Raw genomic sequence first — 16450 nt, forward strand, 5'->3', positions numbered from 1 at the left:
TTAAAAGTTAAAAAGCAGGCCATCTGTTTTTAACTTTTAACTAAATCACGGCGGTATAGGTCCCCAACGGACTCTTGACGGAACGGGGAAGAACTGCCTTTCGTGCAACTTGGGGCGGGCGGCTGGTATATTTGCTCTACCGCGCGACGGGGCTGCGGCCTCGCTTTCTACTTCCTGCCTTGCATGGCCGAATTTCAACCGCCGACTTCCAAAGCTAAATCGACTTCGCCTGCCGCGCCGCGCCGCCGCTGGCCCCGCCGCCTGGTGCGCTGGGCCTGGGTGCTGTTCGTGCTGCTCCTCATCCTGTTCCTGGTGTACCCCATTCTGGTCAGCACCAACTTTATGTTCCTCTTCGGCAAGTCGCCCAGCCTGGCCGACCTCGAAGACCCCAAGGTAGAGCAGGCCTCGCAGCTCTACACCTCCGATGGCGTGATGATTGGGCGCTACTTCCGCGAAAACCGCGTGCCCGTGCCCCTGAGCAAGATGTCGCCGCTGCTGGTGAAGGCCCTGGTGGCCACCGAAGACGTGCGCTTCTACGAGCACTCCGGCATCGACCCCACGGCCCTGCTGGGTGCCGTAGCCTCCAACCTGCGCGGCGAAAAGCGCGGCGGCTCCACCATCACCCAGCAGCTGGCCAAAAACCTCTACAACACCCGCCGGGGCGAAACCCGCGGCGGCCTGGGCTACATTCCCGGCGTGAGCCTCATCGTGGCCAAAACCAAGGAGTGGCTCACGGCCGTGGAGCTGGAAAGCCGCTACACCAAGGAGGAAATCCTGCGGATGTACCTCAACACCGTGGAGTACGGCTCCAAGGCCTATGGCATCAAGGTGGCGGCCAAAACCTACTTCAGCACCTCGCCCGACAGCCTCAGCACCGAGCAGGTGGCTACGCTGGTCGGTGTGCTCAACAACCCCACGGCCTACAACCCGCGCTTCCACCCCGAGGCCTCGCGCAAGCGCCGCAACGTGGTGCTGCAGCGCATGGCCCAGGCCAACCTTATTTCCGAAGCCGAAGCGCAGCGCCTGCAGCAGCAGCCCATTGCGCTGAAGTACCAGATTGAAAAGCACGTCGACGGCCCCGAAACCTACTTCCGCGGCGCGGTGAGCAGCTTCGTCAACAAGTGGTGCGAGGCGCATGGCTTCGACATGTACCGCGACGGCCTGCGCATCTACACCACCATCGACTCGCGCATGCAGGCCCACGCCGAAGATGCGGTGCACTTCCGCATGAAAATGCTGCAGCGCAGCTTCGACAACTTCTGGCGCAACCGCCGCTCCAACCCCTGGGTGGACGAGAAAGGCAAGGAGATACCCGGCTTTATCGAAACCCAGATGAAGCGCACGGAAAGCTACAAGTCGCTGGCCAACCGCTTCAAGGGCCAGCCCGCCCGCCTCGACTCGGCCCTGAACGCCAAGCGCCCCATGAAGGTGTTTACCTGGAAAGGCGACGGCGACACCACCCTGGTGATGTCGCCCCTCGACTCGCTGGCCTACTACAAGCACTTCCTGCGCGCCGGCATGATGACCATGGACCCCTTCACCGGCCACATCAAGGCCTGGGTGGGAGGGCTCGACTACGACTTCTTCAAGTACGACCACGTGAAGCAGGGCCGCCGGCAGGCGGGCTCCACCTTTAAGCCCTTCGTGTACCTGACGGCCATCGATAACGGCTACACGCCCTGCGACCGGATTCGCGACCAGCGCATCACCATCAACTACGTCGAAAACGGCCAACCCATGCAGTGGCAGCCCGACAACGTGACCCGCGAGTACACCGGCATCAACATGACGCTGCGCCACGCCATGGCCCGCTCCGTCAACTCCGTCACGGCCCAGCTAACCGAGCTGGTGGGCTGGGACAACGTGGCCAAGTACGCCCACAAGGTGGGCATCACCTCCCCGCTGCTGCCCGTGCCCAGCATCGGCCTGGGCTCGGGCGGCGACGTGAGCGTGTACGAGATGGTGAATGCCTACTCCACCTTCGTCAACAACGGCTTCCGCTCCGAGCCGCGCATCGTTACGCGCATCGAAGACCGCAACGGCAACGTCATCGTGCAGTTCGACCCCGTGCAGAAGCGCGCCATCTCGCCCGAAACGGCCTGGCTAATGCTCTACATGCTGCGCGGCGGCATGGACGAGCCCGGCGGCACTTCCCAGGGCCTGTGGGACTTCGAGGGCCTCTGGAAGAAAGACAACCAGATTGGTGGCAAAACCGGCACCACCTCCAACTACTCCGACGGTTGGTACATGGGCGTCACCAAGGACCTGGTCACCGGCGTGTGGGTGGGCGGCGAAGACCGCAGCATTCACTTCCAGGGCTCGCAGCAGGGCGAAGGCGGCCGCACCGCCCTGCCCATCTTCGGCCGCTTCATGGAGAAAATCTACCAGGACAAAGCCCTGGGCTACGATTACGGCCCCTTCCCCAAGCCCAGCGATAAAATCAAGAAAAAGTACGTCTGCAACACCGCCGACTACCGCCCCCGCCGCGTAGCCATCGATACCGTGGCCGCCGACGACATGCTGGAGCGACTGAACAATGCGGGAGGAGCGGATAGCGCAGGGCGCTAGGTGCTATTCTATGAGCGAATCTGGAGCCGGCGGTCGCAGAGCAGGGTGAGCGCCATACTGGCGCGAGTTTAGGCGCAGCCGTAACTCGTGACTAGCGATGGTGTGGAGGCTGTGCCTCCACTGCTGCGAAGCAGCAAATTGGGATAGTGCTAATAGACCGTTCAGCTGCCGTCGTTCTATTGCGAGGCGCAGCCTCGCCCGAATGGCCGGCACGAGTTACGGCTACGCCTAAACTCGCGCCAGTGGGGAGCGGATAGTGCTGGTAGGCAGTAAAACACCGTATGCCGGGTCACGGGCTCAGCATCAGACAATGAATATGCTGGCGAGCAGTACGGCCACCCAAGTCCAAGCATAACTTGGCTTTTGCTGCAGGGATTTGGCCCGTTTGAATAAATAAACCGGCACCAAAAACAACCAAATACCTCCAAAGGGCCTGGTGCTGTAGCCGGCTGCTTTTAACCGCCGCTCATCCCAAATGGAGAGCGCGGTGTTGAGTGCCAAATACACCCACGCTAAACTGGGCTGGGCAGGTATAGGACCACCCGGAAAAGCAGGTTCACGGGGTACCATAAGACTGCCAAGAATAGATTCAAGCACCATGCCCAGCACGGGGGCAAAGGCCAGAATCCAGACAATGGTGTTGTCAACTCGGTTGCCGGACAAGGGTGGCGGGATAGTAAGCACATCCTGTAACTCGCTTTGCTGGAGCTCTATCCACTGGTCGAAGCCAGGCCGCCATACTAGCGTATTGCCTTTTATATGTTGCGTATTAAGTAGTTCTTGTAGTCCCGTTTGGTCAACAGGTCCGTTGGTTTTCCCATTGACCTCGTAGTGCCATTGCCCAGGTATTGCAGAAATCATTTAGTAAGGAAAAGTATAGTGTAAACTCCTGCAATGAAATGCTCTTTTTCAGAATTCAGCTGCCCTTATTTGATGTAGTATTAAATCTGGCTTAAACTATTAACCAGATTGCAAAGTGCAGTATGCCGGTATTGCTCTGTTATAATAGGGTCAATGCATTTGAAGGGCATCCAGTATCACGAACCTGGTAATTCATGTCCACCAGTTCTGCAGGAGCACTCTTACTCCGTCACGTAAAACGACTCCAGCGCCTCCTGCAGCGTGGGGTACTCAAACCGGAAGCCATGGGCCAGCACTTTCTGCGCGCTCACGCGCTGCGAGGCCAGCACAATGTCGCTCATCTCGCCCAGGGCCAGCTTGAGGCCGAAGGCGGGCACCTTGGGCAGCAGCAGCGGCCGGTGCAGCACCTGGGCCAGCACCTCGGTGAATTCCTGGTTGGTGACGGGGTTGGGGGCTACGGCGTTGTAGGTGCCGCGCCAGCTCTCATCTTCCAGCATGGCCATGAACAGGCGGCACAGGTCGTCGAGGTGAACCCAGGACATGTACTGCTTGCCGCTGCCCAGGGCGGCACCGGCACCCAGCTTTACCGGGCGGGCCATCTGGGGCAGGGCGCCGCCTTCGCTGCTCAGCACGATGCCGATGCGGGGAATGACGGTGCGGATGCCCAGGGCCGCGATGGGCTCGGCGGCCAGCTCCCACTGGTGGGCCACATCGGCCAGGAAGTCGTGGGTGGGCAGGCCCGGCGGGGTTTCCTCGGTTACCAGCGTATCGCCGGCGTCGCCGTACACACCAATGGCCGAGGCCGAGATAAAGGCGCGCACGTGGTGGCCGTGGGTGCTCAGCTCGCGGTGCAGCAGAGCCAGGCCACCGAGGCGGCTGGTCATAATCTCGCGCTTGCGCTCGTCGGTCCACTTGCCGTCGCTCACGCTGCTGCCCGCCAGGTTGATGATGTAGTCGGCATAAGGCACCGCGGCCTCGTCGATGGTGCCGGCGGCCGGGTCCCAGCGGAAGGAGCGGTAATGGCTGCTCTTGCCCGGCTCCCGGCTGAGCAAGGCTACTTCGAAGCCACTATCAATCAGCATTTCGGCAAGGCGGGTACCAATAAGGCCGGTACCACCGGTGATGAGGACTTTGCGGGACATTCTCTTGTGAGCGTGGGAAATAGCAAACAAAGGTAATACCTGACCCACTGAGCGGAGTGAGGCAGCTCCGGCTTATGCTATCCCGAAGAGAAGAGAGCGGGCCTCATCAGGGCAAAGCAATCGACAGCAAGTATAAACAGTCGCTGGACTATGTCTTCTCTCCCTACCCAATAAGTTTGCTTATCGGGCATGCTAGCGCGGTTTTGGAGTCGATGTACCGTAGCGTGGACTTTCAGTCCGCGCGTAAGCATGTTTTACAATTCGCGGACTAAAAGTCCGCGCTACACTGTTGGTCCGACGCTGACTCTGAAACGGCTCGACTAACCAGGCGGCTCGCAGGAGCTGCCTACTTTCCTATCTGACGCAGAAACTCCTGGCGCAGGGTCTGGTCGCTGACGAAGCGGCCGCTGTACTCGCTGGTGATGGTGCTGCTGCTGGTGTCGTTCACGCCGCGGCTCATCACGCAGAGGTGGTCGGCTTCGATGAGCACGGCCACGTCGTCGGTGCCCAGGCTTTGCTTGAGCTCCTCGGAAATCTGGCGGGTGAGGCGCTCCTGCACTTGGGGGCGGCGGGCGTAGTACTGCACCACGCGGTTGAGCTTGCTCAGGCCCACGACGTGGTTGGCCGGCAGGTAGGCCACGTGGGCCTTGCCAATAATAGGTACGAAGTGGTGCTCGCAGCAGGAAAACAGCGTGATGTCGCGCTCTACCAGCAGCTGCTGGTACTGGTAGCGGTTATCAAACAGCTTCACATCGGGCCGGTGCTCGGGGTTGAGGCCCTTGAACCACTCCTGCACAAACATTTTAGCCACCCGCTTGGGCGTGCCGGCCAGGCTGTCGTCGCTCAGGTCCAGGCCCAGCTCCTGCATAATGGCTTCGAAGTGGGGCGTAATGGCCGCGATTTTATCGGCGTCGGACTTGGCGAAGGCGTCGGGGCGGAGGGGGGTGCGCAGGCTGGCGGGCAGGTGCTCGTCGGCGGCGGCCCCGGAAGAAGAACTATCCATGGTATTCAACAAAATTACGGTCCGTCTCGTGGAGCGTAACCGAAAGGGCAAGGGCCGCGTCCAGGTGGGGACGCAGGCGCTGCCAGATAACCACGGCAATGTGTTCGGCCGTGGGGTTGAGGGCGCGGAAATCCTCCGTGTCCAGGTTGAGGTTGCGGTGGTCGAAACGGTCCAGCACTTCGCGCTTGATAAGGTCGCTCAGGCGCTTCATGTCATACACGTAGCCCGTGTCGGGGTCAACTTCCCCGGTCAGGCGCACGGTCAGGTTGTAGTTGTGGCCGTGGTAGTGGGGGTTGTTGCACTTGCCAAACACCTGCTCGTTCCGGGAATCGGTCCAGGAAGGGTTGTGCAGACGGTGAGCGGCATTAAAATGCTCGGAGCGGCAAACGGTAACTCGCATAGGGCTCTAGAACCCCGGCCAGCGGTAGTTTGTTGCGCCCGAAATGGCATAGTTGTGAAGAAATACGGTAAAAACAGCGTTCTAGTAGAATGTTAGCGAGTTATGGTATGATTTAATCAACAAAAATGCGCTTTCAGTAAAAAAAATGGGCGTTTGCTTGCCAAGCGCGCAAGATTGGGGCTAAATTTGAAAAGCCGGAAAGAGGTAGATGTTTTTAACCCCACCTCATACGTCCTTTTCATATGCTCTCACAACTTGTCATTTCAATGAAACGAAGCTTACTCCTGCTATTACTGGTGTGTCTGGCGGCACTCAACAGCTATGCCCAAAAATCCGTCGTGGATGAAGCGGACATGTCTATCAACAACATTCCCCGCAAAGGGCAGCGTGTCAGCATTCAGCTCGACAGCCGCAAGATTGAAGCCTCCTGGCTGAAGCAGCTGAACGAAAAGTTTGGCAACAAGGTGAAAAACAACAAGGGCGTTATCACCATGGATGGGGTTACCATCGAGGAAATTGCACCCAACCCCATTCGCGTTATCAGCAAGGTAGACGCTACGCCCACCGGCACCACCGTATGGTGGAGCATTGACCTGGGCAACGCCTACCTGGGCAAAGACGCTACCCCGGTGCAGTGGAAGTCGGCCGAAAAATACCTCAAGGACTTCGCCCGTTCCATGTACCGCGAAGACCTGGTGGCTCAGATTACTGAATCGGAGCGCGCCCTGGTAACCTCGCAGAACAACCACATGGCCGTCATTGAAAAGGCCAACAAAATCAAGCAGGACATCGAGAAGAACAAGGCCCGCAAGGTTGAAATTCAGCAGATGCTGGCGGCCAACGCGGCCGAGCTCCTGCAGTACAACAACCAGATTGACCTCAACCTGAAGGAGCAGGAAGCCGCCCGCGCCGACATTGTCAACATGCGCGTAGCCCTGGAATCTGTAAAAGAGCGCCTCAACAAAATTGAGTAGAACAGCGTAATCCGGCACCACAAACCAAATAAGAAGCCCTGCCATCCTAATGGCAGGGCTTTTTTGCGCCCGGGCCTAACCTCGGTTGAGCTTCCTGCGTTGGCGGAGCTACATTCCTGCTCATCCACATTTTTACTTTCCTATGGAAAAGAAAGAAGTAAACCACCAGACTCACCTCGACGGAACCGTCAAAATGTTGACCGGCGACCTGTTCGAGGAAGCCGCCCGTGCCGGGCTCGACAACAAGTTTCAGCGCTGGATTGAAGACCTCAAGGAAGCCAATAACCCGGCTTTTCACGAGCTTATCGTGGACCTGCAGGCCCTGAAGGCCCACTTTGGCGGAGGCACCCTTGACGTGCAGCTTATCGCTGAGCTGTTGCAGCGCCTGGGGGCAAACACCTCCCTGGCCGCCAATTTTGCGACGGGCAACACGCAGCCCCGTGTAATCAAGCTGGGCGAAGTGCTGAGCGGAGTAGCCGAGCAGCTGCGGAGCGGTGCACCTGCCCCCGACGGCCGCCTTCCGCAGGATATGTCGTCGCACAAGCCCATGGGCCCGGCATAAGCAACACTTATAGCAACGCGAAAAAGCCGGCTCCCTTGCAGGGGCCGGCTTTTGAAGCTGATGCTGGTTGGCTTAGGCTACGGCCTTGGCTACCTGGTTGAGGCGACGCTCCTTGATACGGGAAGCTTTGCCCGAGAGGCCGCGCAGGTAGAACAGACGGGCGCGACGTACTTTGCCGCGACGCACTACCTCGATTTTGTCGATGTTGGGCGACAGCAGCGGGAAGATACGCTCGGTGCCGATTTGGTTGGAAATCTTGCGCACGGTGAAGGTTTCACCGTTCGACGAAGGATTGCGGCGCTGCAGCACCACGCCCTGGAACTGCTGAATGCGCTCCTTGTTGCCTTCGCGGATTTTAACGTGCACGTTCACGGTGTCGCCGGCGGCGAAGTCCGGGAAGCTGGCGCGGCGCTCTTGCGATTCGGCGTTGATAAAGTCGAGTAGTACGCTCATGACTAGGAAAATTACGAAAGACGGCGCCGCCGCCTGGAATTGATTTTTACGAAACGGACCGCAAAGATAGGCGTTTAGGTTGAGGATAGCAAGAGCTTAGCTCAATTGTCGCCTGAACTTTGTTGTGTTCAGGATACTAGCGGCTGCCTAGTCGCTGCTTTTACCTTACAGACCGACGCTGCAACCCGGTTGGAATGATTAAAAGTTCGGGCCCTATTCACCGGCCAGCAGGTCGGGGCGGCGCTGCCGGGTGCGGGTCAGGGCCTGCTCGTGCCGCCACTCTTCAATCTTGGGCGTATTGCCCGAGAGCAGGATTTCCGGCACGGCCTGCCCGCGCCACTCCGCCGGGCGGGTGTACACGGGCGGTGCCAGCAGGTCGTCCTGAAACGAGTCAGACAATGCCGACTCCTCGTTGCCCAGCACGCCCGGCAACAGCCGCACCAGGGCATCAACGAGAACGGCTGCGCCCAGCTCGCCCCCGCTCAGCACGTAGTCGCCCACGCTGATTTCGTGGGTGATGTAGGTCTGCCGAATTCGCTCGTCGATGCCTTTGTAGTGGCCACAAAGCATGATGACGTTCTGCAGCAGCGACAGTCGGTTGGCCAGGGGCTGGCGCAGGGTTTCGCCGTCGGGGGTGAGGTAGATAACGGCATCGTAGGGCCGCTGGGCCTGTAGCTCGTCTATCCAGGCCGCGATGGGCTCCACGCGCAGCACCATGCCAGCCCCGCCCCCAAACACGGCGTCGTCTATCTGCCCGTGCTTGTTGATAGCCTTGTCGCGCAGCTGGTGCAGGTGAATCTCGGCCAGGCCCTTGTCCTGGGCCCGCTTCACAATGGAGTGGGAGAAGGGGCTGGCCAGCAGCTCCGGCAGGCAGGTAAGGATGTCGATTCTCATTCTATTAGCTGTTAGCCAACAGCTAATAGCTATTGGCATTATTGTACTGGAACAAGCTAATAGCCATTAGCCAACAGCTAACAGCTAAAGAAATTACGGCTCGTCGAACTCGTCGGGCTCGTCCCGCTCGCGGGAGGAGGGCTTAAGGTAAATGTCGAGCAGGCCCTCCGGCAGGGTAACAAAAATCTGCTTCGCCGCCATATCGGCGCGGCTGATGAGCTCGTCGACTACTGGAATAAGTACTTCCTGGCCCTGGTAGCGCATGGCCAGCACGTCCTGCTGGGGCAGCTCGTAGAAGTTTTCCACGGTGCCCAGCTCGCCCAGCTCGGCATCCACCACGGTGAAGCCGATAACGTCGTGGAAGTAGAACTGGTCGTCGGCCAGCTGCGGCAGCTCGCTCAGGGGTAGGTAGAGCTGGGCGCCGCGCAGGGGCTCGGCATCCTCAATGCGGTCGATGCCCTTGAGCTTCAGCAGCACGCGGGGACCGGACTGGTGCTGTACTTTTTCCACACCGTAGGGCTGCAGCGCTTTGGGCGCGCCGGGCAGGGCCAGGTACACCGTTTTGAGCTTTTTATACGCCGTGGGGTCGTCGGCATCAAAATGAGCGGCCACGAAGCCGCGCAGGCCGTGGGTTTTGAGGATGTAGCCGAGCTGATAGGTTTCGTCGAGGGTCATGGACAGGCTAAAAAAAGTTTGGGAGCTGCCGGCCGGCCGGCCTGCAACTCCCAAACAAGTTCAGATTCAAGAAGGCAGCGACTACTCGGCGGCAGCTTCTTCGGTGGCGGGAGCCTCCTCGGTAGCAGCCTCAGCGGCCGGAGCCGGGTTGGCGGCGGCCAGGGCAGCGGCCTGCTTCTGACGCAGGGCCTCGGCGCGGGCTTCCTTCACCTTGGTTTCGGCAGCCAGGGCGGCAGCGCGGGCATCGGCTTTGGCGTCAACCAGGCCAGTGCGCTTGCTTTCGATTTTGGCATCCTTCTCGGATTTCCAGTCGTTGAAGCGCTGGTCGGCTACTTCCTGGGTGATGGCACCCTTATCAACGCCGAGCTGCAGGTGACGACGCATCAGCACGCCGCGGTAGCTGAGCATGGCACGTACCGTGTCGGTGGGCTGGGCGCCGGTCATCATCCAGTAGAACGCGCGGTCGGCGTCGTAGTTGATGGTGGCGGGGTTGGTGTTGGGGTTGTAGGTGCCGAGTTTCTCGATGAAACGACCGTCGCGGGGCGAGCGGGAGTCGGCTACTACGATGTCGTACATTGCGGCCTTCTTGCGGCCACGGCGGGCGAGGCGGATTTTAACTGCCATAAACCGGGGTTGGTTGTGCGACGCAACTCGTGCGTCTGGTTATTTCCAAAAATTTGGGAGTGCAAAGGTACGGGAAATGCCTGGGGTTAGAAAGGGGGTGAGTCAAGATTTTCATTTTCAGGGCACCCATTCACCTTCAGCGCCTGCTCCATGGGCAGAATTTGCTGGCCGGCGCGCCGGTAAAAACTTTCAACCCACCCGCTGTAAGGAAGCTCCGGCACCGGCGTCTGCCCCGTAAACACCCTTTAGCATTGCAATTATGACCTTGTATCCCCGCCTGCCAGCGTTGATTTCAGCAGCCAGGCCGCTGCTATACCTGCAGCTATGCCTGCTGGTCTTTGGGGCCAAGGCCCAGCCGGTACCCCGTGCTGTAGTAGTAGAACACTTTACCAATACCCTGTGTGGAGTATGCGCCAGCCGCAACCCCGGCTTTTACGCCAACCTGCGGCAGCAGCCCGGGGCCCTGCACATTGCCTACCACCCCAGCTCCCCTTACCGGGCCTGCGTGTTCAGCCAGCAGAACACGGCGGAAAACGACGCCCGCACCAATTACTACGGCGTGTATGGGGGCACCCCGCGGCTGGTGGTGAATGGAGCTGAGATTCCGGCAACCCAGGACTATGCCAGTGCCGCGCTGTTCGGGCCTTTTCAGGGCCAGACCACGCCGCTGGCGGTAAGTGTAGCGCTGCGGCCTGCCGGCCCCGACTCGATAACGGCCACTATCCGGATTGCTACCCGGGCGGCACACAGCTACAGCGGCCTGAATCTGTATGTGGCCCTGGTTGAGGATACCGTGGGCTACGCCGCCCCCAACGGGGAACAGCGCCATTTTGATGTGTTCCGCAGGTCATTTACCGGCAATAGTCCTCTGGCGTTTACGCCGGGGGCAGGAGCCGGCAGTGAGGTGCTGATTGAGCGGACGGTTTATAAAAACCCGGCCTGGGCCAGCCGCCGGCTCTACGCCATCGCGCTGGTGCAGGATGCCAGCCGGGCCCTGGTGCAGGCGGGTGCTTCGGCCCGCTTCCGTGCAGTAGTCACTGCCGCTGCCGGCAGAGCTGACCTGCCGGACTTCCAGGTGTACCCTAACCCGGCCAGCGACGAAGTCTGGCTTGGCGCCGACTTTCAAAATTGCCGCCTGGAACTCTATAACCTGCTGGGAAAGCAGCTGCCAGCGCCACAAGGGAAGGTGGGCACGCTGCAACTCGGGCACCTTGCTCCCGGGCATTACCTGCTGCGGGCCACTGCACCGGATGGGCGGCGCTACCACACCCGGCTGGTAAAGCAATAGACTATAAAAAAGGCCCTGACAATTCGCCAAGGCCTTTTTCTATGCCAGAAGCAGTGCTTAGGCGGCTACGGCCTTTTGCTTGGGCTGCACGTTCTTGCGCTTGATCTTGATGATGCGGGCCTTGTCCAGGGTCCAGATGGCTACGTAGGTGGGGTCGAACTCCCACCACTTCACGCCGAAGTTGACGCGCATGGGCAGCTTGTGGTGGTTGTTCTGAAACAGCTCGCCGAAGGCCAGGAAGTCCAGGGCCAGGGTGTTCTTGCTGTGGTCGTGGTTGTCGAAGTTCTGGTAGCCATACTTGTGGCCGCCCCAGTTTACGATGGCGCCGTGGATGGGGCCCATCAGGAAGTGAATGGGCAGCAGCAGGTACTGCCACCAGGCCGTGGCGAAGTTGATATAGAACAGTACGTAGGCTGTGCCCCAGCCCAGGCGCGACATCCAGTTGTCGCCCATCTTCTCAATCAGGTTCCACTCGGGGTAGTCCCCTTCAAAGCGTTCCGCCAGCGCATAGTTGCGGTTGAGCACCGAGTTGTAGATGTCTTTGGTCTTCCACATCATCGAAAAGGCATTCGACGAGTACAGCGGCGAGTGCGGGTCCAGCTCGGTGTCGGAATAGGCGTGGTGCATGCGGTGCAGCAGCGCATAGGCCCGGGGCGAGAGGAAGGAGCTGCCCTGGCAGATGTAGGTGAACAGGAAGAAGAACTTCTCCCAGAACTTGTTCATCGTAAACATCTTGTGGGCTGCATAGCGGTGCAGGTAGAAGGTTTGCGTGAACAGCGACAGGTAGTAGTGCGCGACGAAAAAGACTAGAATAGCCATAAGTAAAAAGAGGTGAGCTGCCCGCACAAGCTAAATGCCCGGGGGATGGTTCACAGATTGCAATGCAAAATTACGGTCGGGGCTAGGGTGGGGGCGAGCTTTAAGCCGAGAAGGCCAAAATGTTGCACATGAAATCAGTGAACAGTTATCAATGAGCAGTTAGCAGGACAGGGCGCGCCCTTCCCGACCACTACAATAGCGTTTAACAGCTCACTATCTACTGCTTACTGTTCACTGAATTCAAGCTACTTCAGCTCGAAAGCGCGGGCGGCGTCCCAGTGCGGAGCCTCGGGCAGGGGAGCGGTAAAGGTCATCAGCTCTTTCGTGACCGGGTGCTGCAGCTGCAGGCGGCGGGCGTGCAGGGCAATGCTCACGTCGGGCAGGGGCGCCAGGAAGCCGTACTTCACGTCGCCCACGATGGGCGTGCCCAGGCCGGTAGCCAGCTGGGTTCTAATCTGGTGGGGGCGGCCCGTGATGGGGTTTACCTGCAGCAGGAAGCGGTTGCCGGCCGGGCCCAGCAGCTCGTAGTTCAGCTCGGAGCGCAGCCCCTGGGCGTGGGGAGTTGGGTAGGCTTTGGTCACGTTGCGCACGGTGTCTTTCACCAGCCAGTGCAGCAGCTTGCCGCTTTCAGGCACGGGGGGCTTGCCGGTCAGGGCCCAGTAGGTTTTGTGAATCTTGTCGTCGCGGAACATCTCGTTCAGACGGCTCAGGGCCTTGCTGGTTTTGGCCAGGATGACGATACCCGATACCGGCCGGTCGATGCGGTGGGCTACGCCGACGAAGGCTTCGCCGGGCTTTTTGTACTTAAACCGCAGGTACTCGGCGGCCTTTTTGGAGAGAGGCTCGTCGCCGGTGGCGTCGCCCTGCACCAGGATGCCGGCGGGCTTGTTGATGACGAGCAAGTGGTTGTCTTCGAACAGTATTTCTTTCTGTTCCGACCAGATGTTGGGGCGGTTCACGCAGCGGGTTCAGCGGGGATATAACGATACGCAGGCGCCGGCTGCGGCCCCGGGGGCCACGCACGTCAACAGACCACTCTTACCCGGCGCTTCTGCGTTACTGATAGCGAAGGTACTAACGCTGCGCTTAATGAGGGAGGAAAGAGGGATTGGGGCCTGTGCCCCCTTTTATTGAGGAGCAGGATATGCGGTGTCGGGCTTTTAGTATTTTTCCAGGTACCCTTTCGGGTACAGCTTCTGTAAATGTTTGGGAATGGGAGCCTGCCAGTAGTCCTGCCCTTGTGCTTTCAGGTAGGCAGCCAGCAGCATCTTCTTCCTATAGTTTTCCGAGTCCAGGTCGAAAGTCCAGTCACGTAAAAAATCCACTGCCATTAAGTTTCTGCCCTTAAACGTTCGCATCAGCGGCTTGGAAATATCCGCGTGCTTTTCCAGTATCAGGAAGCCGGCTATATCTACCCGCTGGCTCATGAGTGCCAGCATAACAGCAGTGTCTCCCCCCGGGCTGGTATAGTTGAGGTCGGCCCCGGCCGCCAGCAATAGTTGAACACTTTCCAGCCGGGAAGCGGCAGCAGCCATCAGCGGCGAATGATATTGGGTTTTTCCGGGGGTATCCTTAGCCGTTAGGTTGGGATTTGCGCCGTGGGCCAGCAGCAGGTGCACGTAGGCTGATGTCTCGAAGTTTGTAGCTGCTCGAATCAGTGCTGATTCGCCTGAGTAGGTTTCTAGGATATTGGGATTGGCACCGAGCTCAAGCAGCTCTTCCACCGAGCCTCCCTTGCTGTTTCTCACCGCACAGTACAGGAGCGTCATGCCATAAGTGGGCTCCTGGTAGTTGAGCAAGCCAGGCCTGGCCTTCACCAGCTTCTGGATAGCCTCCCGGCTTTCCTGCTGCACGGCCTGTGCCAGGCGCAGGGCCGGGCCATCAAACAGGTGCACATCATGGCCCAGCCGCTGGCGTTGAGCCAGGCAGGTGTTTGCCAGCAGGATAAGCAGCAGCATGAAGTAGTAGCGGCGAGGTTTCATGCGGGAGCTTTTTAGCTTTTCACAGTATCTGGTTAGGCGCACGAAGAGGACGGATTGCCGCGTTCCGCTGCGCTCCACTCGCAATGACAGAGGAAGGGCGCCACAGCACATCAACCCATCAACCCATCAAAAAATCAGCACATCAGCACATTAGTACCCTTCTTCCTTAGTCGGAAAGGACCGGCTTTTCACGTCTTCCACGTAGCGGCTCACGGCGTCGGTCATCACGTCGTGCAGCTCGGCGTAGCGGCGCAGGAAGCGGGGCTCGAAGCCTTTGCTGAGGCCCAGCATGTCGTGCACTACCAGCACCTGCCCGTCCACGTCGGGGCCGGCGCCGATGCCGATGACGGGGATGGTGAGCTCCTCGGCTACCTGCTTGGCCAGCACGGCGGGAATTTTTTCCAGCACCAGGCCGAAACAGCCGATTTCCTGCAGCAGGCGGGCGTCTTCAATGAGCTTCTGGGCTTCGGCTTCTTCCTTGGCCCGCACGGTGTAAGTGCCAAACTTGTAGATGGACTGGGGCGTGAGGCCCAGGTGGCCCATCACCGGGATGCCGGCCGTGAGGATGCGGATGATGGAGTCCTTGATTTCGGCGCCGCCTTCGAGCTTGACGCCGTGCCCGCCGCTTTCCTTCATGATGCGGATGGCCGACTGCAGCGCCACAGAGGAGTTGCCCTGGTAGGAGCCGAAGGGCATATCCACCACCACGAAGGCCCGCTTCACGGCCCGCACCACGCTCTGGGCGTGGTATATCATCTGGTCGAGGGTGATGGGCAGCGTGGTTTCGTGGCCGGCCATGACGTTGGAGGCCGAGTCGCCGACGAGCAGCACGTCCACCCCGGCGCCGTCGAGAATCTTGGCCATGGAAAAGTCGTAGGCCGTGAGCATGGAGATTTTCTCCTGGCGCTGCTTCATGGCCATGAGCTGGTGGGTGGTAACGAGCTTAACTTCCTTGTGCTGGGACATGCGCGTAATAAGTGAGGGGAAGCTATACGCTTCCATTTACGAGGCAAAGCTGGCAAATTCCTGGCATTTGCAGCGCCTGTGCGCCCCGGCAATCCGCTTTGGGATGAAAAAGCCGGTGCTGAAGAGGTTCATCGGCCCCGCTTTTTCCGCTGGCATCTTGGCTCTAAGGCCCGACCAGCCCTAATTCGAGCCTCTTTTCTATATGCCAGCGCCAGTAATGGCTGGCGAGAAAAAATATGGCAGCTCCCGACCAAGCCGGTCAGGCCAATTGCTTTGTGCCACCCGAAGGCTGGCAGCTAGCCAAGTGGAAGTAGCTCAGGCAAAGGGAGCCCCTTACGGAGGAGCCGGCCCGTAAAAGCAGCAGGCCTGTGCTGCTTGGTAACCCTACGGCCTTTTGCCCGCCTGCTTTATAGGGTATGGGCCTGCGCTTCGCACATTGCTTGCGTAAGGGCCCGGCCAAGGTCCTGGCAGAGGTCGCGGCCGAGCAGCGGCGTAGCCAGGATGGCCAGGGGACTGGCTTGCGCCTGTTGCAGCAGGGAGGCGTGCTCGGCCTGGGCAGTGATAAAAATCACCGGCACGGGGCGGGAAGCGCGTAGCGTGCTGGCTACGGCCAGGCCATCGAGGGGGCCCCGCAGGCGCACGTTCAGCACCACTACATCGGGCTGCAGCAGGCGGGCTGCAGTCAGGGCGAAGTCGCTGCGGGCCTCCACCGACAGCACCTCGTGGCCCGCTTCCTGCAGGCAGGCAAGCAAGTCGGCTGCGACGGCGGCATCGTCTTCAACGAGCAGAATACGTAGGCAGTCGGAGGTCATAGCTGAAGGCAAAAAGCTACCCTAATTAACATCAGCCAGCGGGGCAAAAGGAGAAAATGAGGCTGAGCGGTGCTATTGCGGCGATGAATGCCCATTTTCCGTCGCCGGGCAAGCAAAGGCCAGCGCAGGCGGCGGGCGCAGCCAAGCCGGAGCAGGTTCATTGAAGAAGCGCCAACCGCCTTGTCCTGGCCTCTTTCGCAAACCAAATTATACCGGCTGGGGAGGCTGTTGGAACAGGCTCCCGGGCCTGCTGCTGCGTAATCCTGGCGGTCGCTGCAACCCCTTTTTGGCAAGTGCGGTAATAGGCAGGCACCTTCCCGACGAACGCCGGCCGTCGCCGCCGGCACACATTATGCAAAACATGCGGTGGATAGTCCTTTTTACTTTCTGCGTTCTGGGCCAGCTGGCGCAGGCGCAAGGCGGGGCC

17 protein-coding genes are annotated in these 16450 nt (G+C 59.7%); 4 read left to right on the plus strand and 13 right to left on the minus strand.

All coding sequences use genetic code 11. From position 1 onward, the window contains the following. Positions 1-183 precede the first annotated feature (183 nt). Complete coding sequence (locus ABD919_RS11210) at positions 184-2568, plus strand: transglycosylase domain-containing protein (RefSeq protein WP_345236099.1); 2385 nt, start codon at positions 184-186, stop codon at positions 2566-2568. A 303-nt stretch (positions 2569-2871) separates the two neighbouring features. On the opposite strand, the gene ABD919_RS11215 is transcribed toward ABD919_RS11210, so the two are convergent. The 4 genes from ABD919_RS11215 to ABD919_RS11230 form a co-directional block, all read right to left on the minus strand. After that, on the minus strand, positions 2872-3429 hold the full coding sequence (locus ABD919_RS11215; RefSeq protein ID WP_345236100.1) for a DUF4339 domain-containing protein: 558 nt from the start codon (positions 3427-3429) through the stop codon (positions 2872-2874). Between the two features lie 221 nt (positions 3430-3650). Then, a complete protein-coding gene (locus ABD919_RS11220) occupies positions 3651-4571 on the minus strand; it encodes a TIGR01777 family oxidoreductase (RefSeq protein WP_345236101.1) in 921 nt (306 codons plus the stop codon). 346 nt (positions 4572-4917) lie between these two features. Then, the gene (gene folE, locus ABD919_RS11225) at positions 4918-5574 is read right to left on the minus strand and encodes a GTP cyclohydrolase I FolE (RefSeq protein ID WP_345236102.1); all 657 of its coding nucleotides are present in this window, start codon (positions 5572-5574) and stop codon (positions 4918-4920) included. Next, positions 5567-5974 carry a 6-pyruvoyl trahydropterin synthase family protein gene (locus ABD919_RS11230; RefSeq protein WP_345236103.1) on the minus strand — a complete coding sequence of 136 codons (408 nt, stop codon included), beginning with the start codon at positions 5972-5974 and terminating at the stop codon, positions 5567-5569. The genes folE and ABD919_RS11230 overlap by 8 nt, the downstream gene beginning before the upstream one ends. Before the next feature lie 266 nt (positions 5975-6240). On the opposite strand from ABD919_RS11230, the gene ABD919_RS11235 reads away from it, so the two are divergent. Together ABD919_RS11235 and ABD919_RS11240 are read left to right on the plus strand one after the other, a co-directional pair. Continuing rightward, positions 6241-6948, plus strand: coding sequence for a hypothetical protein (locus ABD919_RS11235; RefSeq protein ID WP_345236104.1), 708 nt, complete (start codon positions 6241-6243; stop codon positions 6946-6948). A 142-nt stretch (positions 6949-7090) separates the two neighbouring features. Beyond that, on the plus strand, positions 7091-7510 hold the full coding sequence (locus tag ABD919_RS11240) for a hypothetical protein (RefSeq protein ID WP_345236105.1): 420 nt from the start codon (positions 7091-7093) through the stop codon (positions 7508-7510). A gap of 72 nt (positions 7511-7582) precedes the next feature. On the opposite strand, the gene rplS is transcribed toward ABD919_RS11240, so the two are convergent. The 4 genes from rplS to ABD919_RS11260 all read right to left on the minus strand — a co-directional run bounded on the left by rplS (position 7583) and on the right by ABD919_RS11260 (position 10156). Next, positions 7583-7963, minus strand: a complete 381-nt coding sequence (rplS, locus tag ABD919_RS11245) for a 50S ribosomal protein L19 (RefSeq protein ID WP_345236106.1) — start codon at positions 7961-7963, stop codon at positions 7583-7585. Between the two features lie 213 nt (positions 7964-8176). Next, positions 8177-8857, minus strand: a complete 681-nt coding sequence (gene trmD, locus ABD919_RS11250) for a tRNA (guanosine(37)-N1)-methyltransferase TrmD (protein WP_345236107.1) — start codon at positions 8855-8857, stop codon at positions 8177-8179. 93 nt (positions 8858-8950) lie between these two features. Then, positions 8951-9532 carry a ribosome maturation factor RimM gene (gene rimM, locus ABD919_RS11255; RefSeq protein WP_345236108.1) on the minus strand — a complete coding sequence of 194 codons (582 nt, stop codon included), beginning with the start codon at positions 9530-9532 and terminating at the stop codon, positions 8951-8953. Positions 9533-9613: 81 nt separating this feature from the next. Continuing rightward, complete coding sequence (locus ABD919_RS11260) at positions 9614-10156, minus strand: 30S ribosomal protein S16 (protein WP_345236109.1); 543 nt, start codon at positions 10154-10156, stop codon at positions 9614-9616. A gap of 259 nt (positions 10157-10415) precedes the next feature. Here ABD919_RS11260 and ABD919_RS11265 point away from each other — a divergent pair, with 259 nt between their 5' ends. Next, positions 10416-11444, plus strand: a complete 1029-nt coding sequence (locus ABD919_RS11265) for a T9SS type A sorting domain-containing protein (protein WP_345236110.1) — start codon at positions 10416-10418, stop codon at positions 11442-11444. A 57-nt stretch (positions 11445-11501) separates the two neighbouring features. On the opposite strand, the gene ABD919_RS11270 is transcribed toward ABD919_RS11265, so the two are convergent. The 5 genes from ABD919_RS11270 to ABD919_RS11290 form a co-directional block, all read right to left on the minus strand. Then, the gene (locus ABD919_RS11270) at positions 11502-12263 is read right to left on the minus strand and encodes an acyl-CoA desaturase (protein ID WP_345236111.1); all 762 of its coding nucleotides are present in this window, start codon (positions 12261-12263) and stop codon (positions 11502-11504) included. A gap of 245 nt (positions 12264-12508) precedes the next feature. Continuing rightward, positions 12509-13222, minus strand: a complete 714-nt coding sequence (locus ABD919_RS11275; protein WP_345236112.1) for an RluA family pseudouridine synthase — start codon at positions 13220-13222, stop codon at positions 12509-12511. A 201-nt stretch (positions 13223-13423) separates the two neighbouring features. After that, on the minus strand, positions 13424-14323 hold the full coding sequence (locus tag ABD919_RS11280; protein WP_345236113.1) for an ankyrin repeat domain-containing protein: 900 nt from the start codon (positions 14321-14323) through the stop codon (positions 13424-13426). Positions 14324-14395: 72 nt separating this feature from the next. Next, positions 14396-15211 carry a 3-methyl-2-oxobutanoate hydroxymethyltransferase gene (gene panB, locus ABD919_RS11285; RefSeq protein ID WP_345236114.1) on the minus strand — a complete coding sequence of 272 codons (816 nt, stop codon included), beginning with the start codon at positions 15209-15211 and terminating at the stop codon, positions 14396-14398. 407 nt (positions 15212-15618) lie between these two features. Continuing rightward, a complete protein-coding gene (locus tag ABD919_RS11290) occupies positions 15619-16023 on the minus strand; it encodes a response regulator (RefSeq protein ID WP_345236115.1) in 405 nt (134 codons plus the stop codon). Positions 16024-16450 lie beyond the last annotated feature (427 nt).

Origin of the sequence: Hymenobacter saemangeumensis (genome assembly GCF_039541835.1) — a bacterium.
Taxonomy (GTDB): Bacteria; Bacteroidota; Bacteroidia; order Cytophagales; family Hymenobacteraceae; genus Hymenobacter; species Hymenobacter saemangeumensis.

What these genes read in the sequence shown, in the direction of transcription:
- ABD919_RS11210 (WP_345236099.1), top strand. Translation starts at nt 184, where the DNA reads ATGGCCGAATTTCAACCGCCGACTTCCAAAGCTAAATCGACTTCGCCT.
- ABD919_RS11215 (WP_345236100.1), bottom strand. Translation starts at nt 3,429, where the DNA reads ATGATTTCTGCAATACCTGGGCAATGGCACTACGAGGTCAATGGGAAA.
- ABD919_RS11220 (WP_345236101.1), bottom strand. Translation starts at nt 4,571, where the DNA reads ATGTCCCGCAAAGTCCTCATCACCGGTGGTACCGGCCTTATTGGTACC.
- folE (WP_345236102.1), bottom strand. Translation starts at nt 5,574, where the DNA reads ATGGATAGTTCTTCTTCCGGGGCCGCCGCCGACGAGCACCTGCCCGCC.
- ABD919_RS11230 (WP_345236103.1), bottom strand. Translation starts at nt 5,974, where the DNA reads ATGCGAGTTACCGTTTGCCGCTCCGAGCATTTTAATGCCGCTCACCGT.
- ABD919_RS11235 (WP_345236104.1), top strand. Translation starts at nt 6,241, where the DNA reads ATGAAACGAAGCTTACTCCTGCTATTACTGGTGTGTCTGGCGGCACTC.
- ABD919_RS11240 (WP_345236105.1), top strand. Translation starts at nt 7,091, where the DNA reads ATGGAAAAGAAAGAAGTAAACCACCAGACTCACCTCGACGGAACCGTC.
- rplS (WP_345236106.1), bottom strand. Translation starts at nt 7,963, where the DNA reads ATGAGCGTACTACTCGACTTTATCAACGCCGAATCGCAAGAGCGCCGC.
- trmD (WP_345236107.1), bottom strand. Translation starts at nt 8,857, where the DNA reads ATGAGAATCGACATCCTTACCTGCCTGCCGGAGCTGCTGGCCAGCCCC.
- rimM (WP_345236108.1), bottom strand. Translation starts at nt 9,532, where the DNA reads ATGACCCTCGACGAAACCTATCAGCTCGGCTACATCCTCAAAACCCAC.
- ABD919_RS11260 (WP_345236109.1), bottom strand. Translation starts at nt 10,156, where the DNA reads ATGGCAGTTAAAATCCGCCTCGCCCGCCGTGGCCGCAAGAAGGCCGCA.
- ABD919_RS11265 (WP_345236110.1), top strand. Translation starts at nt 10,416, where the DNA reads ATGACCTTGTATCCCCGCCTGCCAGCGTTGATTTCAGCAGCCAGGCCG.
- ABD919_RS11270 (WP_345236111.1), bottom strand. Translation starts at nt 12,263, where the DNA reads ATGGCTATTCTAGTCTTTTTCGTCGCGCACTACTACCTGTCGCTGTTC.
- panB (WP_345236114.1), bottom strand. Translation starts at nt 15,211, where the DNA reads ATGTCCCAGCACAAGGAAGTTAAGCTCGTTACCACCCACCAGCTCATG.
- ABD919_RS11290 (WP_345236115.1), bottom strand. Translation starts at nt 16,023, where the DNA reads ATGACCTCCGACTGCCTACGTATTCTGCTCGTTGAAGACGATGCCGCC.